Genomic DNA, 23,524 nt, shown 5'->3' with positions numbered 1-23,524 from the left:
CGTTTAGTTAAAGCGCATTGTTAGCTTCGTATAGAAATAACGTCCACGAGGGTTATGCACACTTGATACATAGCCATATAAGTCGCTATCACCATCACCAATTGCAAATGGAGGATCTTCGTCAAATACGTTATTAACGCCCACAGAGAGTTTTAGTTTTTCTGAGAAGTTATACGCAGTCTGTAAATCAACCAGTGTTTGAGAGTCAACCATGCGTGATGTGTTGCTATCAAAGTCTAGGTTACCGTCAAAGTCGATATCAGGGGTATCTTCAAACTCACCGATGTAACTCACATTCACATTCGTATTAAAGTCACCCATTTCCCAGTTAGTGCTGAATATCCAACGATTTTCTGGGTAACGATATTCACCCGTATAATCACGGCCATCTTTCTTAAATTCATTTTGGTATGCCCATTCAAGATTGAATTTTAAGAACCCGTAGTCATTCATTGCATGCGTGTAATTAGCAGAGACATCAACACCAGATACTTCTTGTGAGGATACATTTTCGAAAGTGCTATGTACTTTTTGAATAACCCCTAAGCTTAGGCCGCCTTGAGGCGCAAGTCGTACACACACTGTGCTATTTTGATCATTACAATTTTGATCGTAAATAGGGCCGAATTCTTGCTCATCAATTTTATTGTCTTGCGTTATGCTCCATACATCAATACCGAAACCAAATTCAGCTGTGGGTGCCCAAATAAAGCCAACGTTCCAAGATTCAGATTCTTCAGCTTCTAGGTTTGGATTACCTGCAAACTGAATGTTGTAATCAAGTGCATTACAATCAAGCCCTGTCGCTTGGCATCGGTAAGTATCTACAAAGAACTGACTTTCTTCTGAGGGACCTAAACCAATTTGCGCTAATGAAGGTGCTCTGAAACCTTGTGCCCAAGAACCACGAACAGTGATTGAATCGGTTGGTGCCCAACGTACAGCTACTTTTGGATTGGTTGTTGAGCCAAAGTCACTGTAATCATCATAGCGACCCGCTAATTGTAACTCTAGGTTATCTGCAAGCGGGATTGAAAACTCAATATACGCAGCATACTGGTCACGCTCAGCTGCTGCTGACACTGACTCGGTACCAAAAATTAAACCACGTTGAAATTGATCATCAGGAATATCACTTACATCTTCCTCACGGTATTCAATACCGGCGGCCATCATAACGACATCATCACCAAAGCTAAATGCTTCACCACTGATATTGGCATCGAATGAGGTCATATGCGACTCACCACGGCGCACCAGACTTGTTGTAATTCTGTCGATAACCGCAGGGTCGTTATAGGTGCCACCAAATGGATTGTAATTACCCGCATCAATTTCTTGCTGAAGAAAGTCGGTACGCACCCAGCCCTGGCTTCTACTGCCTGTTTGCATTGATTTACTGCGGCCTTTTTGAACGGCTGTCTCCCAGCTCCAATCATTAATTTCACCTTTTAAGCCAGCCACAAAACGCAGTGTATCTGATTCGATATCCCATTGGCGAGGACCTGCATCAACGGTACGATACCGACCAATTTCAATATCTTGACCAAAAGGATTGTTTGGGTGACTTGCTGGTACCGTGAGTCCTGCGTCTTCATCAAGAGGAGTGGGAGCACCCGCTGCCTGTGAGGAGTTATGCTGTACTGCCATTTCCATAAATGCAGTGATGCCATTATCAAAGTTATATTCAAATTGTGAAATAGCGCCAACACGTTCAGACGCCGGTGTTATATAGCCATAGGGGCCATAGTCAAATAAACAGCTACCACTGGCGGTTGCATTTTCTGCAGGGCAAGATGGGTCAATTGTTTTTTCGCCATCGACGTAAAAGTAGCCTGGAAAACCACGCGAAGAGCGGAAATCCATACCACCATATGGTTCTTGGTTAGCGGTGCCTAGGCGTCCCATTTCATCTGACGATAATGCCGTATTATTAAAATAATCAATAATAACAGACGCACTACTTTTTTCTGTGCTTGTTCCCCATACTAAACTCGCTGTTTTTTCTTCATAATTAGGTCCGTCAGTACCACCATAACCTAAGTTGACCTCTAGACCATTAATGTCTTTTTTAAGAATAATATTAACTACACCAGCAACCGCGTCAGAGCCATAAATAGCAGATGCACCGTCTTTTAAAATATCGATACGCTCGATTGCTGAAACAGGAATAGAGTTAATATCAACAAATGAGTTGGTAATACTTTCTGCGAAAGCACTAATAGCAACACGGCGTCCATTGATAAGTACTAAGGTTGCATCCGAACCTAAGCCACGTAAGCTCACGGCAGCAGCGCCATTTGCTGTTGAATCTTGGTTATTTCCACGGGTTGAAAATGTGCCATTACCGGCGACTGGCATACGCTCTAAAAGCTGTTGTAGGTTGTCATAACCCATATTATCAATATCTGCGCGACTGATTGATTGGATAGGTGAGGGTCCCTCAATATCTGAGCGTTTAATGCGTGAACCGGTTACTTCGATGCGCTCAACTTTTTCAGCGCTTTCTGATGATTCGGCAGCAACTGAGGTGAAAGTTGTGCCCGCTAATGCGGCAATGGTAAAAACAGTAAGAGGTCGTCGAATAAAGTGATGAGTTTTCTTCATAAATTTCAATCCTTGTTTAATTGTGAGATTTTTGTGAAATAATCACAGTAAAGATTGATACCATGTAAATGGTTGGTTTTGAAATACTACAAAAGAATGAGGTTGACACGTGGAAACGTTTCAAAATGTTAAGAGTGAGGTAGGGTAAGGGGGTCAGAGCCTAACAGAAAGTTAGGCTCAAGCAGGGATTTTATGCTTTATGTTTCATCAGGCGTTCTTTTTCACGCGCCCAATCTTTGTTTTTCCCATCTTCACGTTTATCGTGCATCTTTTTACCTTTAGCGAGGTGGAACTCCAACTTCACCCAGCATTTTTTCCAGTACATGGCAGTGGCGATCAGTGAATAACCATCACGCTCTGTTGCACCGATAAGACGATCGATTTCACGTTTGTTCAAAAGTAATTTGCGATACCTAAGCGGATCACAAATTACATGTGTTGAAGCACTGTTGAGAGGCTGAATTTGACTGCCAAGTAAAAATGCTTCGCCGTTTTTAATGTGAATATAAGTCTCAGAGATGTTTACTTTACCAGCTCGGATACTTTTTACTTCCCAGCCCTGTAGTTCAACCCCTGCTTCAAACTTATCGTGTAAAAAATACTCATGACGCGCTTTTTTGTTAAGCGCGATAGTATTGCTTGTCGATTTAGATGATTTTTTCTTAGCCATAGTGGTTCATATTATACGTAAAAACAGCGTTTTTACATCGCTTTTTTAAGGCTTTATACAAATAATCCCGTTACTAAAATTTGGGGAAATAGCCAAAGCTTGCTAAAATTCGCCGACACAGTTGGGAGTGAATATGCCACAAATAGAAAAAAGTGCGCTGGTAATGTACAGCAGTAAAGAAATGTTTGATTTAGTGAACGATGTTGATGCGTACCCTGAGTTTTTACCACATTGTTCAGACGCTAAAATTATTGCACAACAACCCAGCGGTATGACGGCCAGTTTAGAAATATCGAAAGCGGGTTTAAAAAAGTGGTTTACCACAGAAAATACCTTTATTGATGAGCAAACCGTTGCTTTACGTTTAGTTGATGGTCCTTTTAAAAGCTTGCAAGGGAAATGGCATTTTTTACCTTTAGACGATAAAGCGTGTAAAGTGCAATTACACTTAGAGTTTGAATTTGCGAGTAAACTAATTGAGCTTGCTTTTGGTAAGGTGTTTAACGAAGTGGCAAAGAATATGGTGAATGCTTTTACCCAACGTGCGAAAACGGTGTATGGAGTCCGCTCATGATAAGTGTTGAAGTTGTATTTGCGTTACCTACAACCGCGACAAGTTTACTTGTCGAAGTACCAGAGGGAACCACTGTTGAGCAAGCTGTTATTAAATCGGGCATTATCGAAAAGTGCCCCGAAATAGATGCAAATAACCTCACATTAGGTGTGTGGAATCGCACTTGCAAGTTAACACAAGAGGTTAAGCAAGGGGATAGAATTGAAATTTATCGCCCATTAATTGCAGACCCCAAAGATGCACGCAGACGTCGTGCAGAGAAAGCCAAAGAAGAAGGTAGAGCTAATAAAGTTACCGGTGGGCGCCCACTGAATAAAGCATAGTAACCTATTGAAAGTGAATCACTTACTGCTCGTTCTAAGCGGTGGTTTTATCTATTTAGCATACAAAAAAGGGTCGCTTTTGCTACCCTTTGTTTTTATATTTACTCTTGTTCAAGTGGGGTATTGAACTCACTTGGTTGCTCATAATCACCTGATATTGACACGAGCTTATTATCTTCAAAATTAACCGTTAACGATTTGCGTTGTTCATTGCTACGGCCTAGATTAAAAACATAAAGATAATGCCAAGTATTCTTGTCGAATGAATCTTCTGCAACCGGTTTACCAAGTACGTAAACCACTTGCTCACGAGTCATATTAACGCGAAGCTTATCAACGTCAGATTGTTCTAAAAAGTTACCCTGAGGAATGTTGATGCGATAAACCCAACTAGAACACCCAGCGGTAGCACTTAAAGTAAGGGTAAGTACTAACCAAAAAGAAAAAGTTTTAAACGACTGCATTATTTGTTTGAATCCTTATTTTTTATACACTGCATGATACCGATTAGTCACAGAAGGTAAAACCCTTTTCAATAATTGTTTTACTGAAACATGATTAATGCTCACGAGGCACAGATTTGACCACCGACACGACAAAAAGTTTACCTGAATCAATAAAAAAGCGCGACAGTTCTCAATCACACTGGCATTTGTATATTGTGCAGACTCGTTTTGGCCACTGGTATACAGGGATCAGCACCGATGTTGAAAAACGTTTTGCAGCTCACCAAGCTGACAAAGGGGCAAAAAATTTAAAAGGAAAAGGACCTTTAACCTTAATTTATCAGCAACCGGTTGGCTCTCGCAGCGAGGCTAGTAAGCTTGAGATTCAGGTTAAAAAGTTAAACAAAGCGCAAAAAAGGCAGTTTGTTATCACAGCCAAGTTACCTGGTTAGGGCACTAACAAACTCTGCAATTTTGCTCACTGCGTGTTCAAATAACCTAAAGTCAATGTGCTCTAGGGTATCACTCGGTTGATGATGGTGTTTATCGTGTCCCATGCCAAAATAAATATAAGGGACACCTGCTTTTGCAAACGAATAGTGATCGCTGGCTCTTCGCCAATCAACGTTAAGATCAAATAATCGATTAAGTCGGGCAGATGAACTGGTTGCAAAAAATGTAATGTTTTCATCAGAAAGTCCAGTAATTACTGTTTTATACTGCGCTATTGATTGGCCGTCTAAAAAGGCATAAATGCGAGGTTTTCGCTTGTTAACCACGAGCATATCCAGATTAATATTTAATGCGATATCTGCGCTGTTTAATTGTGACACTAAATAGTCACTGCCATGTAAGCCATTTTCTTCTGCATCGGTGGCAACGAACATTAATTGGTTCTGATGGGGCTTATCGGCGAAATACGCTGCTAAATAGAGTAAAGCAGCAACACCGCTGGCATTATCGTTTGCGCCAGGATAGAGCTTAGTCCCGCGTTGCCCTAAATGGTCATAATGTGCAGTAAAGATAATCTTTTTACATTGAGTGCAAGCGGATGGTTTAGTTGCAATGATATTGCGGGCAGTGGCTTTTTGATAAAAAGTTGCGGGGTATTGAAATGTTTGTTCTTGAACTTCATAGCCTAATGAGGTTAAGCGGCTTGCAATGTAATCAGCGGCACGCTTTGCGCCGATTGTATTGGTTTTCCGACCATAAAATTGCGTTGAAGTAAGCGTTGTGACATCTTGTTTTAAATGAGAGTCAGCACTGGCAAACGCAGCATCACAGTAAAATAAGCTACTGGTAATCAGTAAGCTTTGCAGTATGCGAACGCAGTGCCTGTAGTTTACTTTCATAACGCTGTTTATCATGATCAAAATCTGCTTTATTGTTCGCCATGGTCAGGTATTTTTTGGCTAGTTTCAAGTCACCTAGCTGAAAATATATACGTGCAAGGCCAAAGTCACTGTCATGTAAGTTACTATCTAAAGTGCGTGCTTTTTTAAAATGCGCTATCGCATCTTCATAGCGCCCAGTTGCGTAGGCATCATTGCCAAGCGAAATATGATAATACGGATTAGTTTGACGCTTTTTATCTAGCTGTGTGAGGATGGCATTACCCTGTTGTTCACGATTCGTCAAATTGTAAAGCAGTGCTAGGTTGCCCAAAGCCGTGTTGTTATCAGCATCTAAGGTTATGGCATATTGGTAGGCTACTTCTGCCTCTGGGTAGAGATTTGTTAGCCTTAAGAGCACACCTAAGTTCCCCCAAGCTCCTGAATAAGCGCTATCTGTATTGATAGCAGCTTTGTAATAACTGTATGCACGACCATAGTCATGGCTAAGCATGGCCGAAACCCCTTTATTGTTATAAAACATGGCGGTGATACGAGCTTTATTAATATGACTTGTTTTAAATGCTGCCTGACGGCTATTTGGATCAAAATCAATCACTAATGAACGCGAACCAGGATAAATAATCGTGCGGTTTATGGCGTGTTTGTCGTGTTCTCTTACCTTTAAATTTATGTGTCCTGTCAGTAAGCTAAAGCCATTATTTCGTGCCCAATACTCTGGAATGTGAACCTTTTGAAATTGCCCTTCAAGACCAAGATACTCGGCTAAGCTGTACGCTAATATTGATAAAGAGAGGCAGTTGGCATTTAAATCAGCATAGGCTTGATTCGCGGTTAGTGTCGCGCCTGATTGATAAGACAATGAGGCATCACCATTTTCTAATAAAAAGTGCAGTAAGCGTTTAGTTGTCTCGAGTGAGCGAGTGTCTTCAGGAAAAGCACTGTCTAACTGACGTTTAATACGCGGAGTTAGCGCAAAAATTTTTTCCTGACTTTCGACTTTTGAAAGCCTAAATTCATCAAGCTCAGTGAGTGCTAATGGCGCAGGGGCCAACTGCTTAGGTGTATTATTACATGCTGATAAAAAGCAAAGACTTGATAATAGAGCAATCGTAGGCGCGTTCATAAGGCCCCCTTTAATTAACAGCCTAGGGAATCACATGTCTGTAAGTATAGGCTGTAATTAAAAAAGGATCAGTGTTTACTGTTACAAAAGGTGTCAGCGTTTATCAAAGGTCGCAACAAGATCGTCTAGCGTTTGCGCACTGCTTGCTAAATCCTTTATTGCTTGCTCAGTGTCAATCTGCTCATGCATCACGGTATCGCTGATATCGCTAATTTGCTCAATATTGCGTCCGACATCAGCAACGACATTGCTTTGCTCCTCTGTGGCCGTCGCAATTAATGTTGCCATATCATTAATCTCATTAGCTGCATTGGTGATCGTGTTAAGCAACTCAACAGAGCTTTGCATGGCATTAACACTCAATTGAGCGCGTGATTTAGAATGATTTATATGTTCGACAACAAGATCGGATGTGCTTGTTAATTCACTGATCATCGTTTGGATTTCATTTGTCGATTGTGAGGTTCTGCTGGCAAGTGCGCGTACTTCATCTGCAACAACAGCAAAACCACGACCATGCTCACCAGCGCGAGCAGATTCAATCGCTGCGTTAAGCGCTAATAGGTTTGTTTGCTCAGAAATACCACGAATAGCATCAACAATGCTGGCAATTGCCTGCGTTTTGTTTGCAAGTTCGTTAACTTGTTCCGTAATGTTGTCGATGTCGGTTGCTAATTCAATTATTGCTTCTTTACTTTGGGTCACCTGCGTATGACTTTGTTCGGTACTGTGTTTACTGGTTTCTGTCAGTTTTGCTGTATTCGTGGCGCTTGAGGCAATTTCTTGTACCGTCGCGCCCATTTGATTAATTGCGGCAGCAACTGAAATTGTCTGTTCTTTTTGATTATCAAGTGCTTCAGAGTTCTTTTGGGCCTGCTTAAATACATGGGCCGCGCTTTGTCTTATTTCGCGACTTTCTTGCGCTACTTGCATGATGGCCGTTTCAATTTTTGAAATGAATTGGTTAAAGCCCGTGCTTAAGTTAGCCAGTTCAGGCTGCTCAGATTCTGGCAAACGGTATGCTAAGTTTGCATCACCAGAGCCTAAACGCATGAACAGCTCTGCCATTTTTGATAGGGGGGATGACAGTGTTTTTGCTAATAAGAAACCGGCGAAGCTGGCAACTAGCGCAATGACAATTGCAAAGCTGATTATCTGCCATTGTAACACTTGAATACTGGCAAATACCTCATTTTTGGGCACTTGAGCAATGACAAATAAATCGGTATTTTTAATTGGGCTGGCAGCAAGCAGTGTTGCTTCGCCATTCAGGTCGAGTTCGTGTAAATTAAAATCTTGATTGGTTAGTAAAGAGTCTGTAATACCTGGCTGGTACACCGAATCTAGTTTTGCCTTAGCCACTTTACTGGCATCTTTATGTAATTGAATTAAGCCATTTTTATCTGCTATGAACACAAACCCAGTTTTTTCAATCTTAAACCTTTGTAGCATGGCTTGCATGTCATCAATGCTTTTTGCCAATCCTGCAAGACCAATACCATTGGTTTGCTGGTGGTTAACAAACATTTTTACATCAGTGGGCGACTCTTGATAAATACTGATAGAAAAAGGCACTGATGATTGCGTGAAGTCAAAAAACCAACTGTCTTGCTCTTTCGTAAGCACACGTAAAAAACCGTCTTGATTCCAATATTGTGCAGTTTCACGATTGGCCCATGATGCCGTGGCTAAATCATACTGTTTAACAAGGCGGTTGAGCTCTTTGAGCAGCGTATTATCGTTATTATTCCCTGAGCGAGCCCATTCTAAAACGAACTCGTTGCTAGAAAGCTGTTCTGCAGCGCTGATCATTTGGTTTATATCGTGAGTGATATAGTTATCAATTGCTTGCAATTTACTTGGCAGTTCAGATTCAATCATACGGTGTTCGATGATTTTTTTTGCACTGTAAAGGGCTGTTGCACCGATAAGTGCTGCAACGATAAGAGCAATAGAACTGCCTAGTAGAGTTATTTTTTTGGTAATGGTAAGTTGATTTAACGCCATGAAAGTGTCTTAGTTTACAACAAATAAGAGAGTAATTTTAGCATACACTTTGCAGATGACGAATAAATGTAGGGACAAAAAAAAGCCCAAAGCATATGCAATTGGGCTTTGTTTCTAACAAGCGAAACTTACTTTCCAGGGTTAAACAATTTTCTTCATTGCTGACATGTAACCGCGTAGTTTACTGCCTACCACTTCAACAGGGTGCTCTCGAAGTGCTTTATTCACAGCGATCAACGTTTGGTTATCAACCTGATTGCTGGTGCTATCAAGGCCTTTACCAATGACATCAGTATCCATGTTTTGCATAAAGTCTTTTAGCAGTGGTAAACACGCATGGTTGTATAAGTAACAGCCATATTCTGCGGTATCGGAAATAGTTCTGTTCATTTCAAAAAGTTTTTTACGCGCAATCGTATTAGCAATTAGTGGCGTTTCGTGCAGTGATTCATAGTAAGCCGATTCAGCAATGATGCCCGCTGCTGTCATGGTTTCAAATGCCAGTTCAACGCCAGCTTTTACCATTGCAACCATTAGAATACCTTGGTCGAAGAAGGTTTGTTCATTGATCTCTTCATCAGTATTTTGTTGCTTTTCGAATGCTGTTTCTGCTGTTTCTGCGCGCCATGCGAGTAATTTTGCATCATCTTCAGCCCAATCAGCCATCATGCCACGAGAAAACTCGCCGCTGATAATATCGTCCATGTGCTTATTATAAAGAGGGCGCATGATTGTTTTTAGCTGCTCGCTTAACTCAAATGCCTTTACTTTCGCAGGGTTCGATAAGCGGTCTAACATGTTTGTTACACCACCATATTTTAGTGCTTCGGTGATTACTTCCCAGCCGTATTGAATCAATTTAGAGGCATAACTAGGATCAATCCCTTTTTCAACCATTTTGTCAAAACACAGTAATGAGCCGGTTTGTAACATGCCGCATAAAATAGTTTGCTCACCCATCAGGTCTGACTTAACTTCAGCAATAAATGATGATTTTAGTACACCTGCGCGGTGGCCACCGGTGCCAGCCGCGTATGCTTTTGCTTGTGCTAGGCCATGTCCTTGCGGATCATTTTCAGGGTGAACAGCGATAAGCGTAGGGACACCAAAGCCGCGTTTGTACTCTTCGCGTACTTCAGAGCCTGGGCATTTAGGCGCTACCATAATGACCGTTAAATCTTCGCGAATTTGCATACCTTCTTCAACAATGTTGAAACCATGTGAGTAGGCAAGGGTCGCGCCTTGTTTCATAAGTGGCATGATGGCATTCACAACGGATGTATGCTGCTTATCAGGTGTTAAGTTTAATACTACATCGGCAGTTGGGATAAGTTCTTCGTATGTACCAACAGTAAAACCGTTTTCAGATGCATTTAAGAATGATTGACGACGTTCAGCAATAGCCGACTCGCGCAGCGTATATGAAACATCTAAACCTGAATCACGTAAATTTAAACCTTGGTTAAGACCTTGTGCGCCACAACCGACAATAACGAGTTTTTTCCCTTTTAAAGCGTCTACGCCATCAGTAAATTCTGATGGATCCATAAATTCACATTGCGCTAGTTGCGCTAACTGCTCACGTAAAGGAAGAGTGTTGAAATAATTCGCCATTGTTAGTGTCCTATTAATACTAGTTTGTTAGAAAACAAAGAGTCGTTCTTTGTATGGGTTAACAGTATGCAATTTTAAACCTTGCGTAAAATGATATATTTGCATTAAAGTGTTTCATAAAATGAAATGGTGAAATTATGGATCACAAGCATCTGCATTACTTTTTAGCATTGGCGAAAACATTACACTTTGCGAGGGCCAGTGAGCTGTGCCATATCAGTGCTCCGACACTGAGCCGAAACATTAAGCAGCTTGAGGAGGAGGTTGGCGTCGTCTTGTTCAATCGAGATAATCGCACGGTTAAATTAACTCGAGAGGGTGAGTCTTTTATTGAATATGCTAACGCAACGTTAGCGAATTGGCACCGTTTCAAAGCGAATGTACAAGAGCCACAGCAGCATATATACGGTAATGTAAGTATTTATTGTTCGGTCACCGCCTCGTATAGTTTTTTACATCAGATATTAGAGCAGCTACGGATGCAGCATCCCTATATTGAAATAACTTTAAATACGGGTGATCCAGCACTGGCTATTAATCGGGTTTTAGATGGTCATGAAGCCATGGCCATTGCAGCAAAACCTGCTAAGTTACCTGGGCAAATAGCATTCACCAGTATTGGTTACTCGCCTTTGGTACTCATTGCTCCTAAAATTGTGTGCCCTATTAGTGAGCAGCTTAAAGATGAAAATAATATTGCCTGGTCAAACCTTGAATTTATCGTGGCAGAGCAGGGGTTATCTCGACAACGTTTAGAGCAGTGGTGGCGTAAGAAAAGCATTCATGGTCGAATTTATGCGCAAGTAGCGGGACATGAAGCCATGGTATCAATGGTGAGTTTGGGTTTAGGGGTGGCAATGGTGCCGAAGATCGTGCTCGACAACAGTCCGCTAAAAGATAAAGTTCAAATTATTAGTGATGCCGAACAAACTATTCCTGGTTTTGATATTGGTTTAGCGGTACTCAATAAAGAGCGGCATGACCCGGCACTGAATGCGATTTGGAGTATTGCGCAATCGTTAACTCAACAGGCAATCTAATACTTTTGTGTTCGCTTATTTGGTTGGCTGTATGAGTTTGATTTGGTTCTTTTGGTTGTTCTGTTTTTGTATAGGTATATTATTTTTTTGTAGTTATTTAGTATGGTTTTTTAAAAGTTTAACTCGTGGTTTGTACTGGTTTATATCTGTGAAATTGCTTTTTTATTGATTTTTTTCAATGTGTTGCTACCGTAATTTAAAATAATAAAAATTCATGGCAACGACACATGGCATTGTCTGCTCAAGCCGCTCATTCTTTAGGTTATTCTAGCCACTGTTTAAAGCTAGCCATTCCATTAATGGTGAAATATAAAATTCCCATAACGCCGCTTAATTATGCAATTTGGTATTGCTATGTTAGTGACAAGAACCATGATTTAAATAAAGAGCTGGATGGCTTTATTAGCAGATTTAATGGCTGTAGTTATGAGCAAGCTAACTACTTATTCAACAAGTACCTTTCAGTCAATGACCTATCCTTATTTAATCAGCTTTCGAATAGTTTTGATGATGTTGTAGGGCAAGTCCAACATGATTTAACTGCAGCGCTTAATCAATCAACGCAGTTTAATCAGGTATTATATGCATGCAGGGAGAAGTTACACGATGCTGATATTAGTAAAGAAAGAGGCTTCGATGATGTACTTCACTGCATTGAGCGTTTAACTAACGAATCAGCCGCATTACAAAATCGCACGCAAGATTTTCAAAATCAACTAGCCCTAGCATATGCAAAAATTATAACGCTAAAACAAGAGCTGATTGATTCAAAAAGAAAGGCTGAAAAAGATACGCTCACTGGGCTTTTTAATCGCGGCAAATTTGATGAAGATATTACCGTTTTTTGTCAGCGTGATGATTTAGCCGAAATCGCTGTGCTAGTGATGGTCGATATTGACCACTTTAAAGTATTTAACGACACTTTTGGTCACCAAAAAGGTGATCAAGTCTTACGTGCTGTTGCGGTAAAATTACTGAAGTATGTCGCAAGTGTTGGCCAAGTTTATCGTTATGGGGGAGAAGAGTTCTGTTTCACTGCGCAGTTTACCAGCATCAGTGATATGACTAACTTTACTCAACAGCTGCGTTTAGCCATCACAAAATTACACATTAAAGATCCTGCTTCCACGACTGTACTGGGTTATGTTACCGCAAGCTTTGGTGTTGCAATTAAATCAACAAATAGTCAACAAAATCAACTCATTAAAAAAGCTGATAAGGCACTTTATCTCGCTAAAAAGCACGGTCGTAATCGCATAGAAATTATTGAAGAGTAACAAAGTGACAGACTTACTGCGTATAAATGTATCAAATTTGTGAATAGTTGTAACTTGCTAAGGACAGTTTATTCACAACTTGGTAGTATGGAGTCATTGCATAATTCTCTTTGGTCGTAACAATAATAATGAAGTCTCAGACGATCAGGATGTGCGTAATCGTTTTTTCTGTGCTGCTTTTGCTTTCAAGTAAAGTCTATGCCGATGAATCAACACGCACTGAACGTGAAAGCCGTGTGGCTAGTCAAGAAATCGATATTAATCGCTGGCACGTAAGTGTTAATGCGGGTATTGGTGTCATGACGAACCCGCTACATGGTGGTAAAAATTTACCCTTAGTAGTGCTACCTGAAATAGCCTATTACAGCGAAAAGTGGTTTTTTGATAATGGTCGCCTCGGTTATTCTTTTCATGAAAGTGCTTCACACGTTGTTAATTTTGTGACCGAGTTTAATCCTGAAACTCGCTTTTTTATTGATTTTCATCCAAGTAATGTGTTTGCACTGCAAACATCAAATAGCTTCATGGTTGAATCAACGACCAGTGACGAACTCGTTAAGAAAAGGGTGACAATTGACGATGTACGTAAACGTCGTTGGGCACTTGATGCGGGCGTAAGCTACCACTACGTACGTGATAACCATATTTTCTCTTTTCAAGCTTTAGCTGATGTATCTGGGGTCTACCAAGGAATGCGAAGTGCATTACAATGGCAAGCACATTATCAAGTCGATGACCTTGAAATAATGCCGAGCGTAGGCATTTGGTACAAATCAGCCAAACTAAATGATTATTTTTATGGTTTATCTGCCGAAGAGTCTTCAAATGGGGTAATTGGTGTTGGCAGTAGCTGGCAACCTTATGCTAAAATCGACGCCCGTTGGCCTCTGAGTGAGACCAACTCTCTTCGTTTTCATTTAGCATATTATGACTACTCAGCCGTGGATGACAGTCCGCTTTTTGAACACACGTATTCAATGACTGCTTTTATAGGATTCAATCATATTTTTTAATATGAAGTATTTTGTTTTAAGTCTGTGTGTGTTTGTTGCTGTTATTTGGGGGTTCCCGAGTCACGCACAAGCGACTCACTTAGCTATCTCACCCAAAGTGTGTGTTGTATTACAGCAGCATGATTTTTGCGATCTTCAGTTAAAAATAAGTTGGCAAGTGGCGCAGCCTGAAGATGTGTGTTTGTACCAAAATAATCAGCAAATTCAATGCTGGAAGAACACTCGAAAAGCGCAGTTACATCATAAAGCGCGTGTTCAGGTTGAAACAATATACTCCTTAATCAATCCGCACACGGGGAGTAAAATTGCAACAGCTAAAGTTGAAGTGCAAAGCACTGAAGCAAAAACAACGAGACGCAGATTACGCTCACCGTGGAGCTTATTTTAATTCAGGAGCAACCAATGGCAAAGATTTTACTTGTTGAAGATGATCTCGGTTTACAACAGTTAACACGGGACTATCTTCAGCATAACGGGTTGGATGTTGCGGTCCTTGAACGCGGCGATGAAGTGTTTGATTACCTTGAAAACAACCCGGTAGATTTAATGATTCTAGACGTTATGTTACCCGGTAAAGATGGCTTTAGTGTATGCCGTCAGGTACGCGATAAATATAGCCTACCGATTTTAATGCTGACAGCAAAAGGTGAAGACTTTGACCAAGTTATTGGTCTTGAGCTTGGTGCTGATGACTACGTCATTAAGCCGGCTGAGCCGCGTGTTTTACTTGCACGAATTAATGCATTACTTCGCCGTGGCCAAGCAACAAACAAAACCCCTGAAGAAATTACCTTTGGCGATTTAAGCATTGATAAAACCAGTCGCATTGTTACACTCAAAGGTAATGAAATTACACTTACCTCTCATGAATTTGAATTGCTTTGGTTATTAGCGTCAAATGCAGGTGAGGTGCTAAGTCGTGAGCATGTTCATCAACATATGATTGGTCGTCAATACGATGGTTTAGACCGTACAGTTGACGTACGTGTATCACGGATCCGTAAAAAGCTGGGTGATAACAGTGATAAGCCTTATCGTATTAAAACGGTGTGGGGACAAGGTTATTTGTTCGTATCTGATGCATGGGAAATGTAAGTATTAATGGGGAAACTGTTTGCAAGCTTATACCTTTATATAATAGTTTCTTTGTTTCTGGTTAGTGGGGTCATTGAGCAACTTTGGCCCTATGAAGATACTCAACAACACATCGCCCTCGACCAAGAGTTTGGGAAATCTCTCTGGCTCTTAAGTCAAACAGAAGAGGGACTAGAAAAATTACAGCAAGCGTTTAATAGCGAACGCATTAACCGTAATGATGTCGCTCTACCTGAAGAATTAAACGCCAAGTTAAACGCTGATAAACACCTTTATCTTTTTAATCACCAACAAGAAGTCATTTGGTACATAGCACTGAATGATAAGCAGTTGTTGCATGTGGGTCCTTTTTCAGTGTCCAATCCAAGTTTTAGCTCGGTTTGGCCTTACTTTCTATTATTAACCGTGATTGGTGTGCCTGTAGGCTTATGGAGTTTCTTACTGTGGCGCGACTTCAATAAGCTGACACTTGCTTGTGAGGCGGTCGGTGGCGCACAAGATTTTGAACTTCATGATGCGTCTAAATCATTTTTCTTACCAATCACCGATACCTTAAGCGCGATGCAAGAACGCATCCAATATTTGCTTGCAGCTCAACAAGAGCTTACTTCATCAGTTTCTCATGAGTTTAGAACGCCTTTAGCACGGTTAAAATTTGCGGTTGCTATGCTTGAAGAGCAAATAGAAAATGAAAAGTCATTCGATTACATCGATAACATGCAAGCAGACATTGCTGAGCTTGAAGCCTTAGTGTCAGAAATGCTTGAATATGCCCGCCTTGATTCCCATCAGCCAAGTTTAACGCGTCGCCCTTGTGATTTAACGGCATTGATTAATAGTGTTGTGAATAAACTAGAGTTTGCCACTGACATTGATGTGCAATTGAATGCGCCGGCAGAGCTCTACTACGAATGTGATGAGCACTTTATGGCACGCTGCATTCAAAATTTACTGGGGAATGCTCAAAAGTATGCAGCCCATAAAATTCAAGTGAGTTTGCAAGAATTTCCTGATTATATACAGCTCAATGTTGAAGATGATGGCCCCGGTATTGCCCCAAGTGAGTGGCAGAGTGTATTTAAGCCATTTACACGTTTAGATAAGAGTCGAGATAAAAAAACCGGTGGATTTGGTTTAGGTCTTGCTATCGTGGCAAAAATTGTAAGCTGGCATCAAGGGCAATCAGAACTGGGTAATTCTGAGCTGGGTGGGGCAAAATTTATTATTCGCCTCTATAAGCTAGACTATACCACTGTGCATTAATACGTCATCATTTTGAGTGACTAAACCTAACGCTTGACGTCAGTTGTGTTAAAAACTTCTGGTTGGCGACTGCATGTGTAGGAAGTCGAACAGTGCAGGAGCAATTGCCAAGGCACCTCAATCACAAAGTATTACCTTCGTTATTACACGGTTTTTTACGTCAGCATAACTCTCTTCGTTAAGCTAACGTGTAGTCACTCATTAGCAGACATAAAAAAAGCGCCTTAGGCGCTTTTTCTGTGGTTAAAACCAAAAATAAACAAGTAGCAAAGTAATAGACTACGTTCAAAAGTAAAAGTTCACGAAAATTGAAATTATTTTTCATCTAATAATGGCATCAGCATTTTCTCTAAACCATTGAGTTTTACTTCGTACATCATTGCTAGTTGCGCGCCAAGTTGTGTGTCTGGAAATCCTTGCTGTTTAAACCATACAAGATAGGGTTCAGGTAGCAATAAGAGGGGGCGACCAGCGTACTTTCCAAACGGCATTTTTGTATTTATCGCGAGCTTTAATTGGGCTGTATCCATTACTGTCTCAATTGGACTTATATTTATTATGAATGATACGGCAAATAGGAAAGAGAAAATAGGCTGTGACGGGCAAGAAACAGCCTATTTAGTGAGGGAGGTAGGCCCTCGGAATGACTACTGCAAAATAATACTGAATGCTAATGTAGTTGTTGGCGACTCTTTTTCGAAAACCCAAGCTGCTTGAGCCTCGTTACGATAGTCGGGTCGTCAATTCGCTCAGGTGTTTCACTGTCACGAAGAAAATGATCACGCGGAACTTGATAAACATCGAGCATCTTGTTGAATAGCACAGTTCTAATATCCATCGCTGTCATGCCATTTTGTTGTAACTCATCAAGCTGCTGTTGAATATCTACAAGTTTCCCGGAATGTGCATCATCCGTGTTTGCTAAAGATTCTCTGGTAAACTTATTTTTCATTTAAACAACCTTAAACAGTCTAACAGTAGTGCATAAATCATGAAGTACGCAAGCAGACTGATAAACTTTTTTTGTGTTAAAAATAGATACTTAGCGTAGTATCTAAGCCCAGTTTACTCCTTTTTTGACAATGATTGCTAATTTGCATGTAAAGCTTTGTAAATAAGAATGACCTAGGGCGGGTACGTCAGGTATGGGGTTAATTTTTATGTCTAAGCAAGTATATGAATATAATGAAAATAATTCTCAGTACCATAATTAGGTGCTGAGAATTATTTTTTACATCAAGAAAAAAGTTTTTGTTTTACATGTTCAGCAAAGCCACTACCGGCTTCTAAATAGAAGTTATAGGTTGAATCTACGCCCATATCTTCTAGTTCTTTTTGCTGATCTGGATAGTTCGCAATAGCAGTAACTTGGCCTTGATAACCCGAGGCACGTAACTGTTCAAGGGCAAAAATATTCTGCATATGTTTTGGCATTGCGAGCATAACCATGCCCACATGAGAATGATTTACGCGTTGCCAAAAATCAGGGTCAGTCGCATCTGCTATGAGTACCCGTCGGCCACGCTTAATATGTTTTTCTACCACATCGGGCTTAATATCAATACCTGCAACGAGATTAGGGTGTGTTTGACTAATCGTTTCGTACGCACCAGTGCCAATACGACCCATGCCAAAAATAACAATTTTTGTGTCATTTAGGTTTACTGGTAACTCTTCGGCAAGTCGCGTATCGCTTTCAAATTTGAGCAGCCAGTTTTCTAGTTTGACATAAATTTCGTTTGAACGTTTGTTTAAAGGAGACGCCAATATAAAGGTAACAGATACGGCAATAGCCATTACAGCGAGCCATTCACTGGTGATCATATTGCTACTTGCTGCAACAGCACACACAATTAACCCAAACTCACTGTAGTTAGAGAGGCTAAAAGCACTTAACAGTGAGGTACGCGCGCGTAGTTTAAAGAGATTAGTCAGTACATAATAAAGCGCCACTTTGATAGGTAATACAAATACAATCACCATGGCAACTAACACGGCATGAGTCGTTAGTTCTGCATTTAAGCCAATATTTAAGAAAAACCCTACAAGAAGAATATCTTTCAAATTAAGTAGTGATTTTGATAACTCACCGGCTTTCTTGTGCGACGCAAACATCATACCGATGATAAGCGCGCCTAAATCACCTTTAAGGCCTGCAAATTCAAATGCTTGATATCCAAGTACGAGTGCAAAGAAAAAACCAAATAAAGGCAATAGTTCACCGTGTTTTGAACGGTTGAGCACCCAAAACATAAGGGGGCGTAAAACAGGTAAGCCTATTAATAGTGCCAGTGCCCACATATTAGGTGCTTTGCCCGTACTAATGGCTAAGAAAATAACCGCGAAGATATCTTGCATCACTAAGATACCGATAGCGATTTTACCGTGTAGGCTTGCCATTTCTCCGCGCTCTTCAAGTACTTTAACTGCAAATACAGTACTTGAGAAACTAAATGCAAAGCCAACGAGTAAGGCACTTTGCCACGTGAGCTGATCAAAAAGGGGCAGTGCAAGCGCACCCAGCAATAGCATAAAAGCACTGAATAACGTGCTACTAAGCACAATGTGAATTGAGGCTGGTGCCCACACTTGGGGTTTTATTAAGTTAGAGACTTTCAGTTTTAGGCCGATGCTAAACAGAAGAAGTGTTACACCTAAGCTTGCGAGAGTATTGAGTAGTTCTGTTGTTTTGTAGCCATATAAGTTGAGGGCGAAGCCCGCCAACAAAAAACCAATAAGGGGAGGAAGCTTTAGCTGATAAACAGCAAAGCCACATACAAACGCGGTAGCAAAGTATATAAGTTCCATAATTCTTCTTTTGACTTCATTTGTTATGAGTGTAGCGAAATATTCTATATTGGAAAACACTAACGAATATAAAGAGTTTAAAAAATAAACACTTTTGCGTTATTTATTGATTAATGCGCCAAAAGTAACATTTTTTCGCTGACATTAGCTTTTAATTGTGGTTAAGATGCAGTAACGAAGGAATTTAAGCCAATTTGTTATAGAACCTGGCTTAAGGAGAAAAGATGTTTAAGAAAATCCTTGCATCAGTTGGTATTGGTGCAGCAAAAGTAGACACTGTACTAGAGACAGAACATTTACAACCCGGCCAAAAATTTAACGCTGTCATTGTGATTAAAGGCGGGGATGTTGAACAGGAAATCGCGGGCTTAGACTTAGCGTTAATGACGCGCGTGAAGGTACAAAGTGATGATGGAGATTACTTCACCAATCACATTATAGAAAAGTGGCGTATTAACGAGATTGGTACAATTGCCGCGGGTGAAGAAAAGCACATTCCTTTCGAGGCGCGTTTAAATTCTGAAACGCCAATGACAGAGATCAACGCAGGGTATAATCAGTCGCATGTTTGGATTGAAACAGGCTTAGATATTGATATGGCACTTGACCCAACAGACCGTGATTCGCTCCATGTGTATCCGAATGATGCGGTAAGCACCTTAATGCAAGCAATGGACAAGCTTGGTTTTAATTTGGTGAAGGCTGATGTCGAAAAAGGGTACTTGCGAGCGCCTACCTTTCAATCACATTCAGGTTGCTATCAAGAACTAGAATACAGACCGAATAGCCGCAGTTTATTTGGATTACAAGAAATCGAATTGTCTTTTGTGCCTGAAGCCCATAAAACACATGTGTTGATTGAACTTGACCGTGCCTTTAGAGGCGATGGATATGTTGATTTAACCATTGAGCATGATCATGTGAATTTATCGCAATTGTGTGATCAGCTTGAGCGATTGTTCGCATAATACGCCAAGCTAAAAACCTAGAAACCCAGCTTTGGCTGGGTTTTTTGTTATTAAAGGGAGAGTTATGTTTTCAATTAAGACTTATGGTGCGTTAAGCAAAGATGAGTTATTGAGTATACTTCGTGCCAGAGTGGATGTATTTGTGGTAGAGCAAACCTGTCCATACCCTGAAATAGATGATATTGATAACCATCAAGAAACGTTGCACTTGTGTTTATTTAAGGACAATAGGCTTGCGGCTTATGCTCGTTGTTACCCAAAAAATACTGAATTGAGTGCATTTGGGCGGGTGTTAGTGACTGCTGATTTTCGCGGTCAAGGTCTGGCAAAACAGTTAGTGCAAACGGCCATTGATACTTGCCAGCAACATTGGCCTGAGCGAGCTATTACAATTGGCGCGCAATGCTATTTAGTCGATTTTTACCAACAGTTAGGTTTTAAGTGTGTGGGTGAAGATTACCTTGAAGATGGAATACCACACCAAGATATGTGTTTGCAGTAGCCACAGGGCTACTGCAAAATTTGTTAACTTAACAGTGAGTTTGCAAACACGAGTGCGATGGCAATGGGGCATACAAACTTGATATACCAAGGCCATACTTTCCAAAAAAAGCTATTGCCGGCTTCTGGGCAGCCCTGTTGAATCTCTTTTAGTAACGCACTGCGATGCCAAATCCAGCCAACAAAAATACAGCACATTAAGCCAAGCAGTGGTTGCGCTATTTTTGTGGTCAGTGTGATCACAAAGCCAAATAATGAGCCAAGGTTAAACACAATAGTAAAACTGACGAGCGCAATTAACCCGCCTATTAACCACGTTGCTTGCAGACGTTTCAGTGCAAAACGTTCAACAGCGTATGATACCGGCGCCTCAAGCATCGAGATTGACGATGTTAATGCCGCAATACTCATTAGTGCAAAAAAGGCGAAGCCGACAAAAATACCCACATAGCCCATGCTCGTGAATAGGGCCGGTAACACTTGGAATACCAATGTATCTTCAGAAAGCAGGGTGCCCTCAGCTGAGAAAATTTGCACACCTTGCGCTTGCGCAACATACATGGCTGGAATAATTAATAAACCCGCGACAAACGCAATAAATACATCAATCAACGTGACATAGGCGCCAAGTGAAACGAGGTTTTCTTTTTTACTTATATACGAGCCGTAAATGATCATTACGCTGGTGCCTAAAGACAGTGAAAAGAAGGCTTGTCCTAGCGCGTTGACTAACAACTCAGGGTTCAAAATAGACGAAAAATCAGGCACTAAATAAGCTTTAAGACCTTCAACAGCACCTTCTTGTGTCATTACGTAAATGATCAACATAAACAGAATACCCAGTAACGCAGGCATTAAGCGCTTTGACCATTTTTCAATCCCGTTTTCGACACCTTTTGAAATAATAGCAATCGTTAAAATAATAAACGCGGCGGTAAAAATGATGTTTCTTGAGAGTGACTGCTCACTTAGCCAGGTCTGGGCTTGCACTTGCCCTGTTAATTGAGCAATGGGTTCAAGTGTTGCGCTTAACATCCATCCGGCAACAATGGCATAAAAACTGAGGATTAAGCCTGCACAGATAATGCCCCCAAACCCAACTAAAAACGCAAACTTCTTTTGCCACGCTTGATTGGTTACCTTACGCAAAGCGCTAACCGCATTTGCTTGACCATGACGTCCTATGACAAGCTCTGCCATTAACGCCGGATAGGCTAAACAAAATGCTAAAATTAAATAAGCAACTAAAAATGCGGCACCGCCATTACTTGCTGTTTGAGTGGGAAAACCCCAAATGTTTCCTAGGCCAACCGCAGAGCCTGCAGCTGCCATAATAAATCCAAAGCGAGAGCTGAACTCCCCGCGTGATGCGCTCATATTATTTTTACTTCTCTATTTGTGACGGCGCTGACAATCTACTTGAATTAACGCTAAATAAAAAGGGTTAATGACGGGCAATTTTGCTCTATGTCTTACCGTGTGTCGTGTCAGCGTAGATTTCAATCTATTGGGCGTAACAATACGAAAGAATTAACACAATTGAAACATTTTTAGGGGCTTTTATTCTGAATTGAAAGTGTAAAGCAAGCGCCACCGAGCTTTTTGCTCTTAGATACACTGATGGTTCCGTGGTGCCAATCTGCGACTTTGGCTGCGATTGCAAGGCCAAGCCCGTAACTTTCTCCATCACGGTTACGGTGAGTTTGTTCTTGGAAAAAGGGACTAAATACTTTATGCCAGTTTTGCTCATTGACCCCTGGTCCGTCATCTTCTACGTTTATCACCACGAGCTCTGGTGAGCAGTGCGCTGTAATGAGGATGTCTGAGTGTGCGAAATCGCATGCATTACTTAATAAATTTACAATTGCGCGAGCTAACCAATGAAGATCAGCGCAAATATATCCTGTCTTAATATCATGCTCTAAACGTAAAGCGCGTTGCTCTAACTTTGGCTCTACTTGATGGATTACAGTCAGTAAATAACTGTGTAAATCTGATTCATTAAAAGTTAACTGGTTCGCTTTTTGTTCTAACGTTGCAAATGCGAGATAACTTTTTAGCATAGACTCCATTTGATCAAGGTCTTGTTCCATGCGTGCTAAATACTCAAGACGTTTTTCTTCATTTGGACAGTCTTGTGCGGCTTCTAAACCAAATCGTAAACAGGCAATAGGCGTGCGGATATCATGAGACAAGCTCGACGCCATTAATTTATTTTCGTCTAATAGCTTCTCAATTTGGCTCGCCATTCGGTTAAATGTCAGCTCAACATCTCGTATATACGTGAAATGAGACACATGAATACGGCTGCTTAAGTCTCCTTTAGCAAATCGTTTTGCCGCTTCATTTAATACTGTTAAGCGTTTTGCGAGAGGGGTAATAATAAAGCCCATAAAAACACACAAACCAGCATAAAATAAAAGCGTAAGTAACACGTCGTTGCCTTGGTCGTGTATAGGGTCTTTACCAAGGCGCATTTTTAGATGATGTGCTCCAAGAGAGGCTTCACTGTACAGTAAATAGTAACCTTGTTGATCTTCAAGAATTAAGCCGTTAGGTTGGGTTATTTGCTGCAGTAATGAATGAGGCAGTGCGAGTGATTGGGTGGGTCTATATTCAAGTTGCACATTAAAGTCGCTGTTTAACTGTTTTATCGCCCGTTCACGCTCGGTCGGGGCCATAGCAGCCAGTTGTTTAGCAAAGCCTTTAATCATTTGTGTTTGGTTATAAAACTCATCCTGTGGCGTATGAGTTTGCTGACTAAAGGCGTCAATTAGCCAGCCCAATACAATAATTGAGATAAGTGCGCTGCCAAGAAGAGAAATATAAAACTTTTTCAC

Annotated in this window: 23 protein-coding genes; 11 read left to right on the top strand and 12 right to left on the bottom strand. The window is 40.9% G+C overall.

The window, feature by feature from the left end; translation table 11 throughout:
• Positions 1-3 precede the first annotated feature (3 nt).
• Together D0907_RS10910 and smpB are read right to left on the bottom strand one after the other, a co-directional pair.
• Positions 4-2,607 (bottom strand): TonB-dependent receptor, encoded by a 2,604-nt coding sequence (locus D0907_RS10910; RefSeq protein ID WP_118844450.1) that lies wholly within the window; start codon positions 2,605-2,607, stop codon positions 4-6.
• A 190-nt stretch (positions 2,608-2,797) separates the two neighbouring features.
• Positions 2,798-3,277, bottom strand: a complete 480-nt coding sequence (smpB, locus tag D0907_RS10905) for an SsrA-binding protein SmpB (protein ID WP_036967136.1) — start codon at positions 3,275-3,277, stop codon at positions 2,798-2,800.
• A gap of 133 nt (positions 3,278-3,410) precedes the next feature.
• Here smpB and D0907_RS10900 point away from each other — a divergent pair, with 133 nt between their 5' ends.
• Both D0907_RS10900 and D0907_RS10895 read left to right on the top strand, forming a co-directional pair.
• Complete coding sequence (locus tag D0907_RS10900; RefSeq protein WP_036967139.1) at positions 3,411-3,851, top strand: type II toxin-antitoxin system RatA family toxin; 441 nt, start codon at positions 3,411-3,413, stop codon at positions 3,849-3,851.
• On the top strand, positions 3,848-4,174 hold the full coding sequence (locus D0907_RS10895) for an RnfH family protein (protein WP_036967142.1): 327 nt from the start codon (positions 3,848-3,850) through the stop codon (positions 4,172-4,174). Before D0907_RS10900 ends, D0907_RS10895 begins: the two co-directional genes overlap by 4 nt.
• Before the next feature lie 101 nt (positions 4,175-4,275).
• Here the strand turns inward: D0907_RS10895 and D0907_RS10890 are convergent, their stop codons facing one another.
• Entirely contained in the window at positions 4,276-4,638 is a 363-nt protein-coding gene (locus tag D0907_RS10890; RefSeq protein WP_036967144.1) for an outer membrane protein assembly factor BamE, read from the bottom strand.
• Positions 4,639-4,754: 116 nt separating this feature from the next.
• Between D0907_RS10890 and D0907_RS10885 the strand changes: the two genes are divergently transcribed.
• A complete protein-coding gene (locus tag D0907_RS10885; protein ID WP_036967146.1) occupies positions 4,755-5,072 on the top strand; it encodes a GIY-YIG nuclease family protein in 318 nt (105 codons plus the stop codon).
• On the opposite strand, the gene D0907_RS10880 is transcribed toward D0907_RS10885, so the two are convergent.
• The 4 genes from D0907_RS10880 to ilvC form a co-directional block, all read right to left on the bottom strand.
• Positions 5,061-5,987: a M28 family peptidase gene (locus D0907_RS10880; RefSeq protein WP_083422935.1), complete on the bottom strand. Its 927-nt coding sequence runs from the start codon at positions 5,985-5,987 to the stop codon at positions 5,061-5,063. The two genes, D0907_RS10885 and D0907_RS10880, sit on opposite strands and share 12 nt — an antisense overlap.
• Positions 5,914-7,098, bottom strand: coding sequence for a tetratricopeptide repeat protein (locus D0907_RS10875; RefSeq protein ID WP_118844449.1), 1,185 nt, complete (start codon positions 7,096-7,098; stop codon positions 5,914-5,916). Before D0907_RS10875 ends, D0907_RS10880 begins: the two co-directional genes overlap by 74 nt.
• A gap of 93 nt (positions 7,099-7,191) precedes the next feature.
• Positions 7,192-9,105 carry a methyl-accepting chemotaxis protein gene (locus D0907_RS10870; RefSeq protein ID WP_118844448.1) on the bottom strand — a complete coding sequence of 638 codons (1,914 nt, stop codon included), beginning with the start codon at positions 9,103-9,105 and terminating at the stop codon, positions 7,192-7,194.
• A gap of 141 nt (positions 9,106-9,246) precedes the next feature.
• Positions 9,247-10,719, bottom strand: coding sequence for a ketol-acid reductoisomerase (gene ilvC / locus D0907_RS10865; RefSeq protein ID WP_036967155.1), 1,473 nt, complete (start codon positions 10,717-10,719; stop codon positions 9,247-9,249).
• 137 nt (positions 10,720-10,856) lie between these two features.
• Here ilvC and ilvY point away from each other — a divergent pair, with 137 nt between their 5' ends.
• The 6 genes from ilvY (at position 10,857) to D0907_RS10835 (ending at position 16,407) form a co-directional block, all read left to right on the top strand.
• Complete coding sequence (gene ilvY, locus D0907_RS10860; RefSeq protein WP_118844447.1) at positions 10,857-11,759, top strand: HTH-type transcriptional activator IlvY; 903 nt, start codon at positions 10,857-10,859, stop codon at positions 11,757-11,759.
• 227 nt (positions 11,760-11,986) lie between these two features.
• Positions 11,987-13,036: a GGDEF domain-containing protein gene (locus D0907_RS10855; RefSeq protein WP_118844446.1), complete on the top strand. Its 1,050-nt coding sequence runs from the start codon at positions 11,987-11,989 to the stop codon at positions 13,034-13,036.
• 149 nt (positions 13,037-13,185) lie between these two features.
• Complete coding sequence (locus D0907_RS10850; RefSeq protein WP_065978109.1) at positions 13,186-14,049, top strand: MipA/OmpV family protein; 864 nt, start codon at positions 13,186-13,188, stop codon at positions 14,047-14,049.
• Position 14,050: 1 nt separating this feature from the next.
• A complete protein-coding gene (locus D0907_RS10845; RefSeq protein WP_036967167.1) occupies positions 14,051-14,437 on the top strand; it encodes a DUF3019 domain-containing protein in 387 nt (128 codons plus the stop codon).
• 14 nt (positions 14,438-14,451) lie between these two features.
• A complete protein-coding gene (locus D0907_RS10840; RefSeq protein WP_036967170.1) occupies positions 14,452-15,144 on the top strand; it encodes a response regulator in 693 nt (230 codons plus the stop codon).
• A gap of 6 nt (positions 15,145-15,150) precedes the next feature.
• Positions 15,151-16,407: an ATP-binding protein gene (locus tag D0907_RS10835; protein WP_074989703.1), complete on the top strand. Its 1,257-nt coding sequence runs from the start codon at positions 15,151-15,153 to the stop codon at positions 16,405-16,407.
• Positions 16,408-16,721: 314 nt separating this feature from the next.
• Here D0907_RS10835 and D0907_RS10830 read toward each other — a convergent pair whose 3' ends face one another.
• The 3 genes from D0907_RS10830 to D0907_RS10820 form a co-directional block, all read right to left on the bottom strand.
• Positions 16,722-16,937 carry a DUF3820 family protein gene (locus tag D0907_RS10830; RefSeq protein WP_065978107.1) on the bottom strand — a complete coding sequence of 72 codons (216 nt, stop codon included), beginning with the start codon at positions 16,935-16,937 and terminating at the stop codon, positions 16,722-16,724.
• A gap of 140 nt (positions 16,938-17,077) precedes the next feature.
• Positions 17,078-17,359, bottom strand: a complete 282-nt coding sequence (locus D0907_RS10825; RefSeq protein ID WP_036967185.1) for a hypothetical protein — start codon at positions 17,357-17,359, stop codon at positions 17,078-17,080.
• Between the two features lie 284 nt (positions 17,360-17,643).
• A complete protein-coding gene (locus D0907_RS10820; RefSeq protein ID WP_036967189.1) occupies positions 17,644-19,215 on the bottom strand; it encodes a cation:proton antiporter family protein in 1,572 nt (523 codons plus the stop codon).
• A 224-nt stretch (positions 19,216-19,439) separates the two neighbouring features.
• Here D0907_RS10820 and D0907_RS10815 point away from each other — a divergent pair, with 224 nt between their 5' ends.
• On the top strand, positions 19,440-20,183 hold the full coding sequence (locus D0907_RS10815) for a sporulation protein (protein ID WP_118844445.1): 744 nt from the start codon (positions 19,440-19,442) through the stop codon (positions 20,181-20,183).
• A gap of 64 nt (positions 20,184-20,247) precedes the next feature.
• Entirely contained in the window at positions 20,248-20,685 is a 438-nt protein-coding gene (locus D0907_RS10810; protein ID WP_074989702.1) for a GNAT family N-acetyltransferase, read from the top strand.
• Positions 20,686-20,708: 23 nt separating this feature from the next.
• Here the strand turns inward: D0907_RS10810 and D0907_RS10805 are convergent, their stop codons facing one another.
• A complete protein-coding gene (locus D0907_RS10805) occupies positions 20,709-22,061 on the bottom strand; it encodes a sodium-dependent transporter (protein ID WP_074989701.1) in 1,353 nt (450 codons plus the stop codon).
• 173 nt (positions 22,062-22,234) lie between these two features.
• Positions 22,235-23,524, bottom strand: coding sequence for a sensor histidine kinase (locus tag D0907_RS10800; RefSeq protein WP_074989700.1), 1,290 nt, complete (start codon positions 23,522-23,524; stop codon positions 22,235-22,237).

The sequence above is a fragment of the Pseudoalteromonas lipolytica genome (genome assembly GCF_003515105.1).
Classification (GTDB): Bacteria; Pseudomonadota; Gammaproteobacteria; order Enterobacterales; family Alteromonadaceae; genus Pseudoalteromonas; species Pseudoalteromonas lipolytica.
This window is presented reverse-complemented; position numbering and strand designations above follow the sequence as displayed.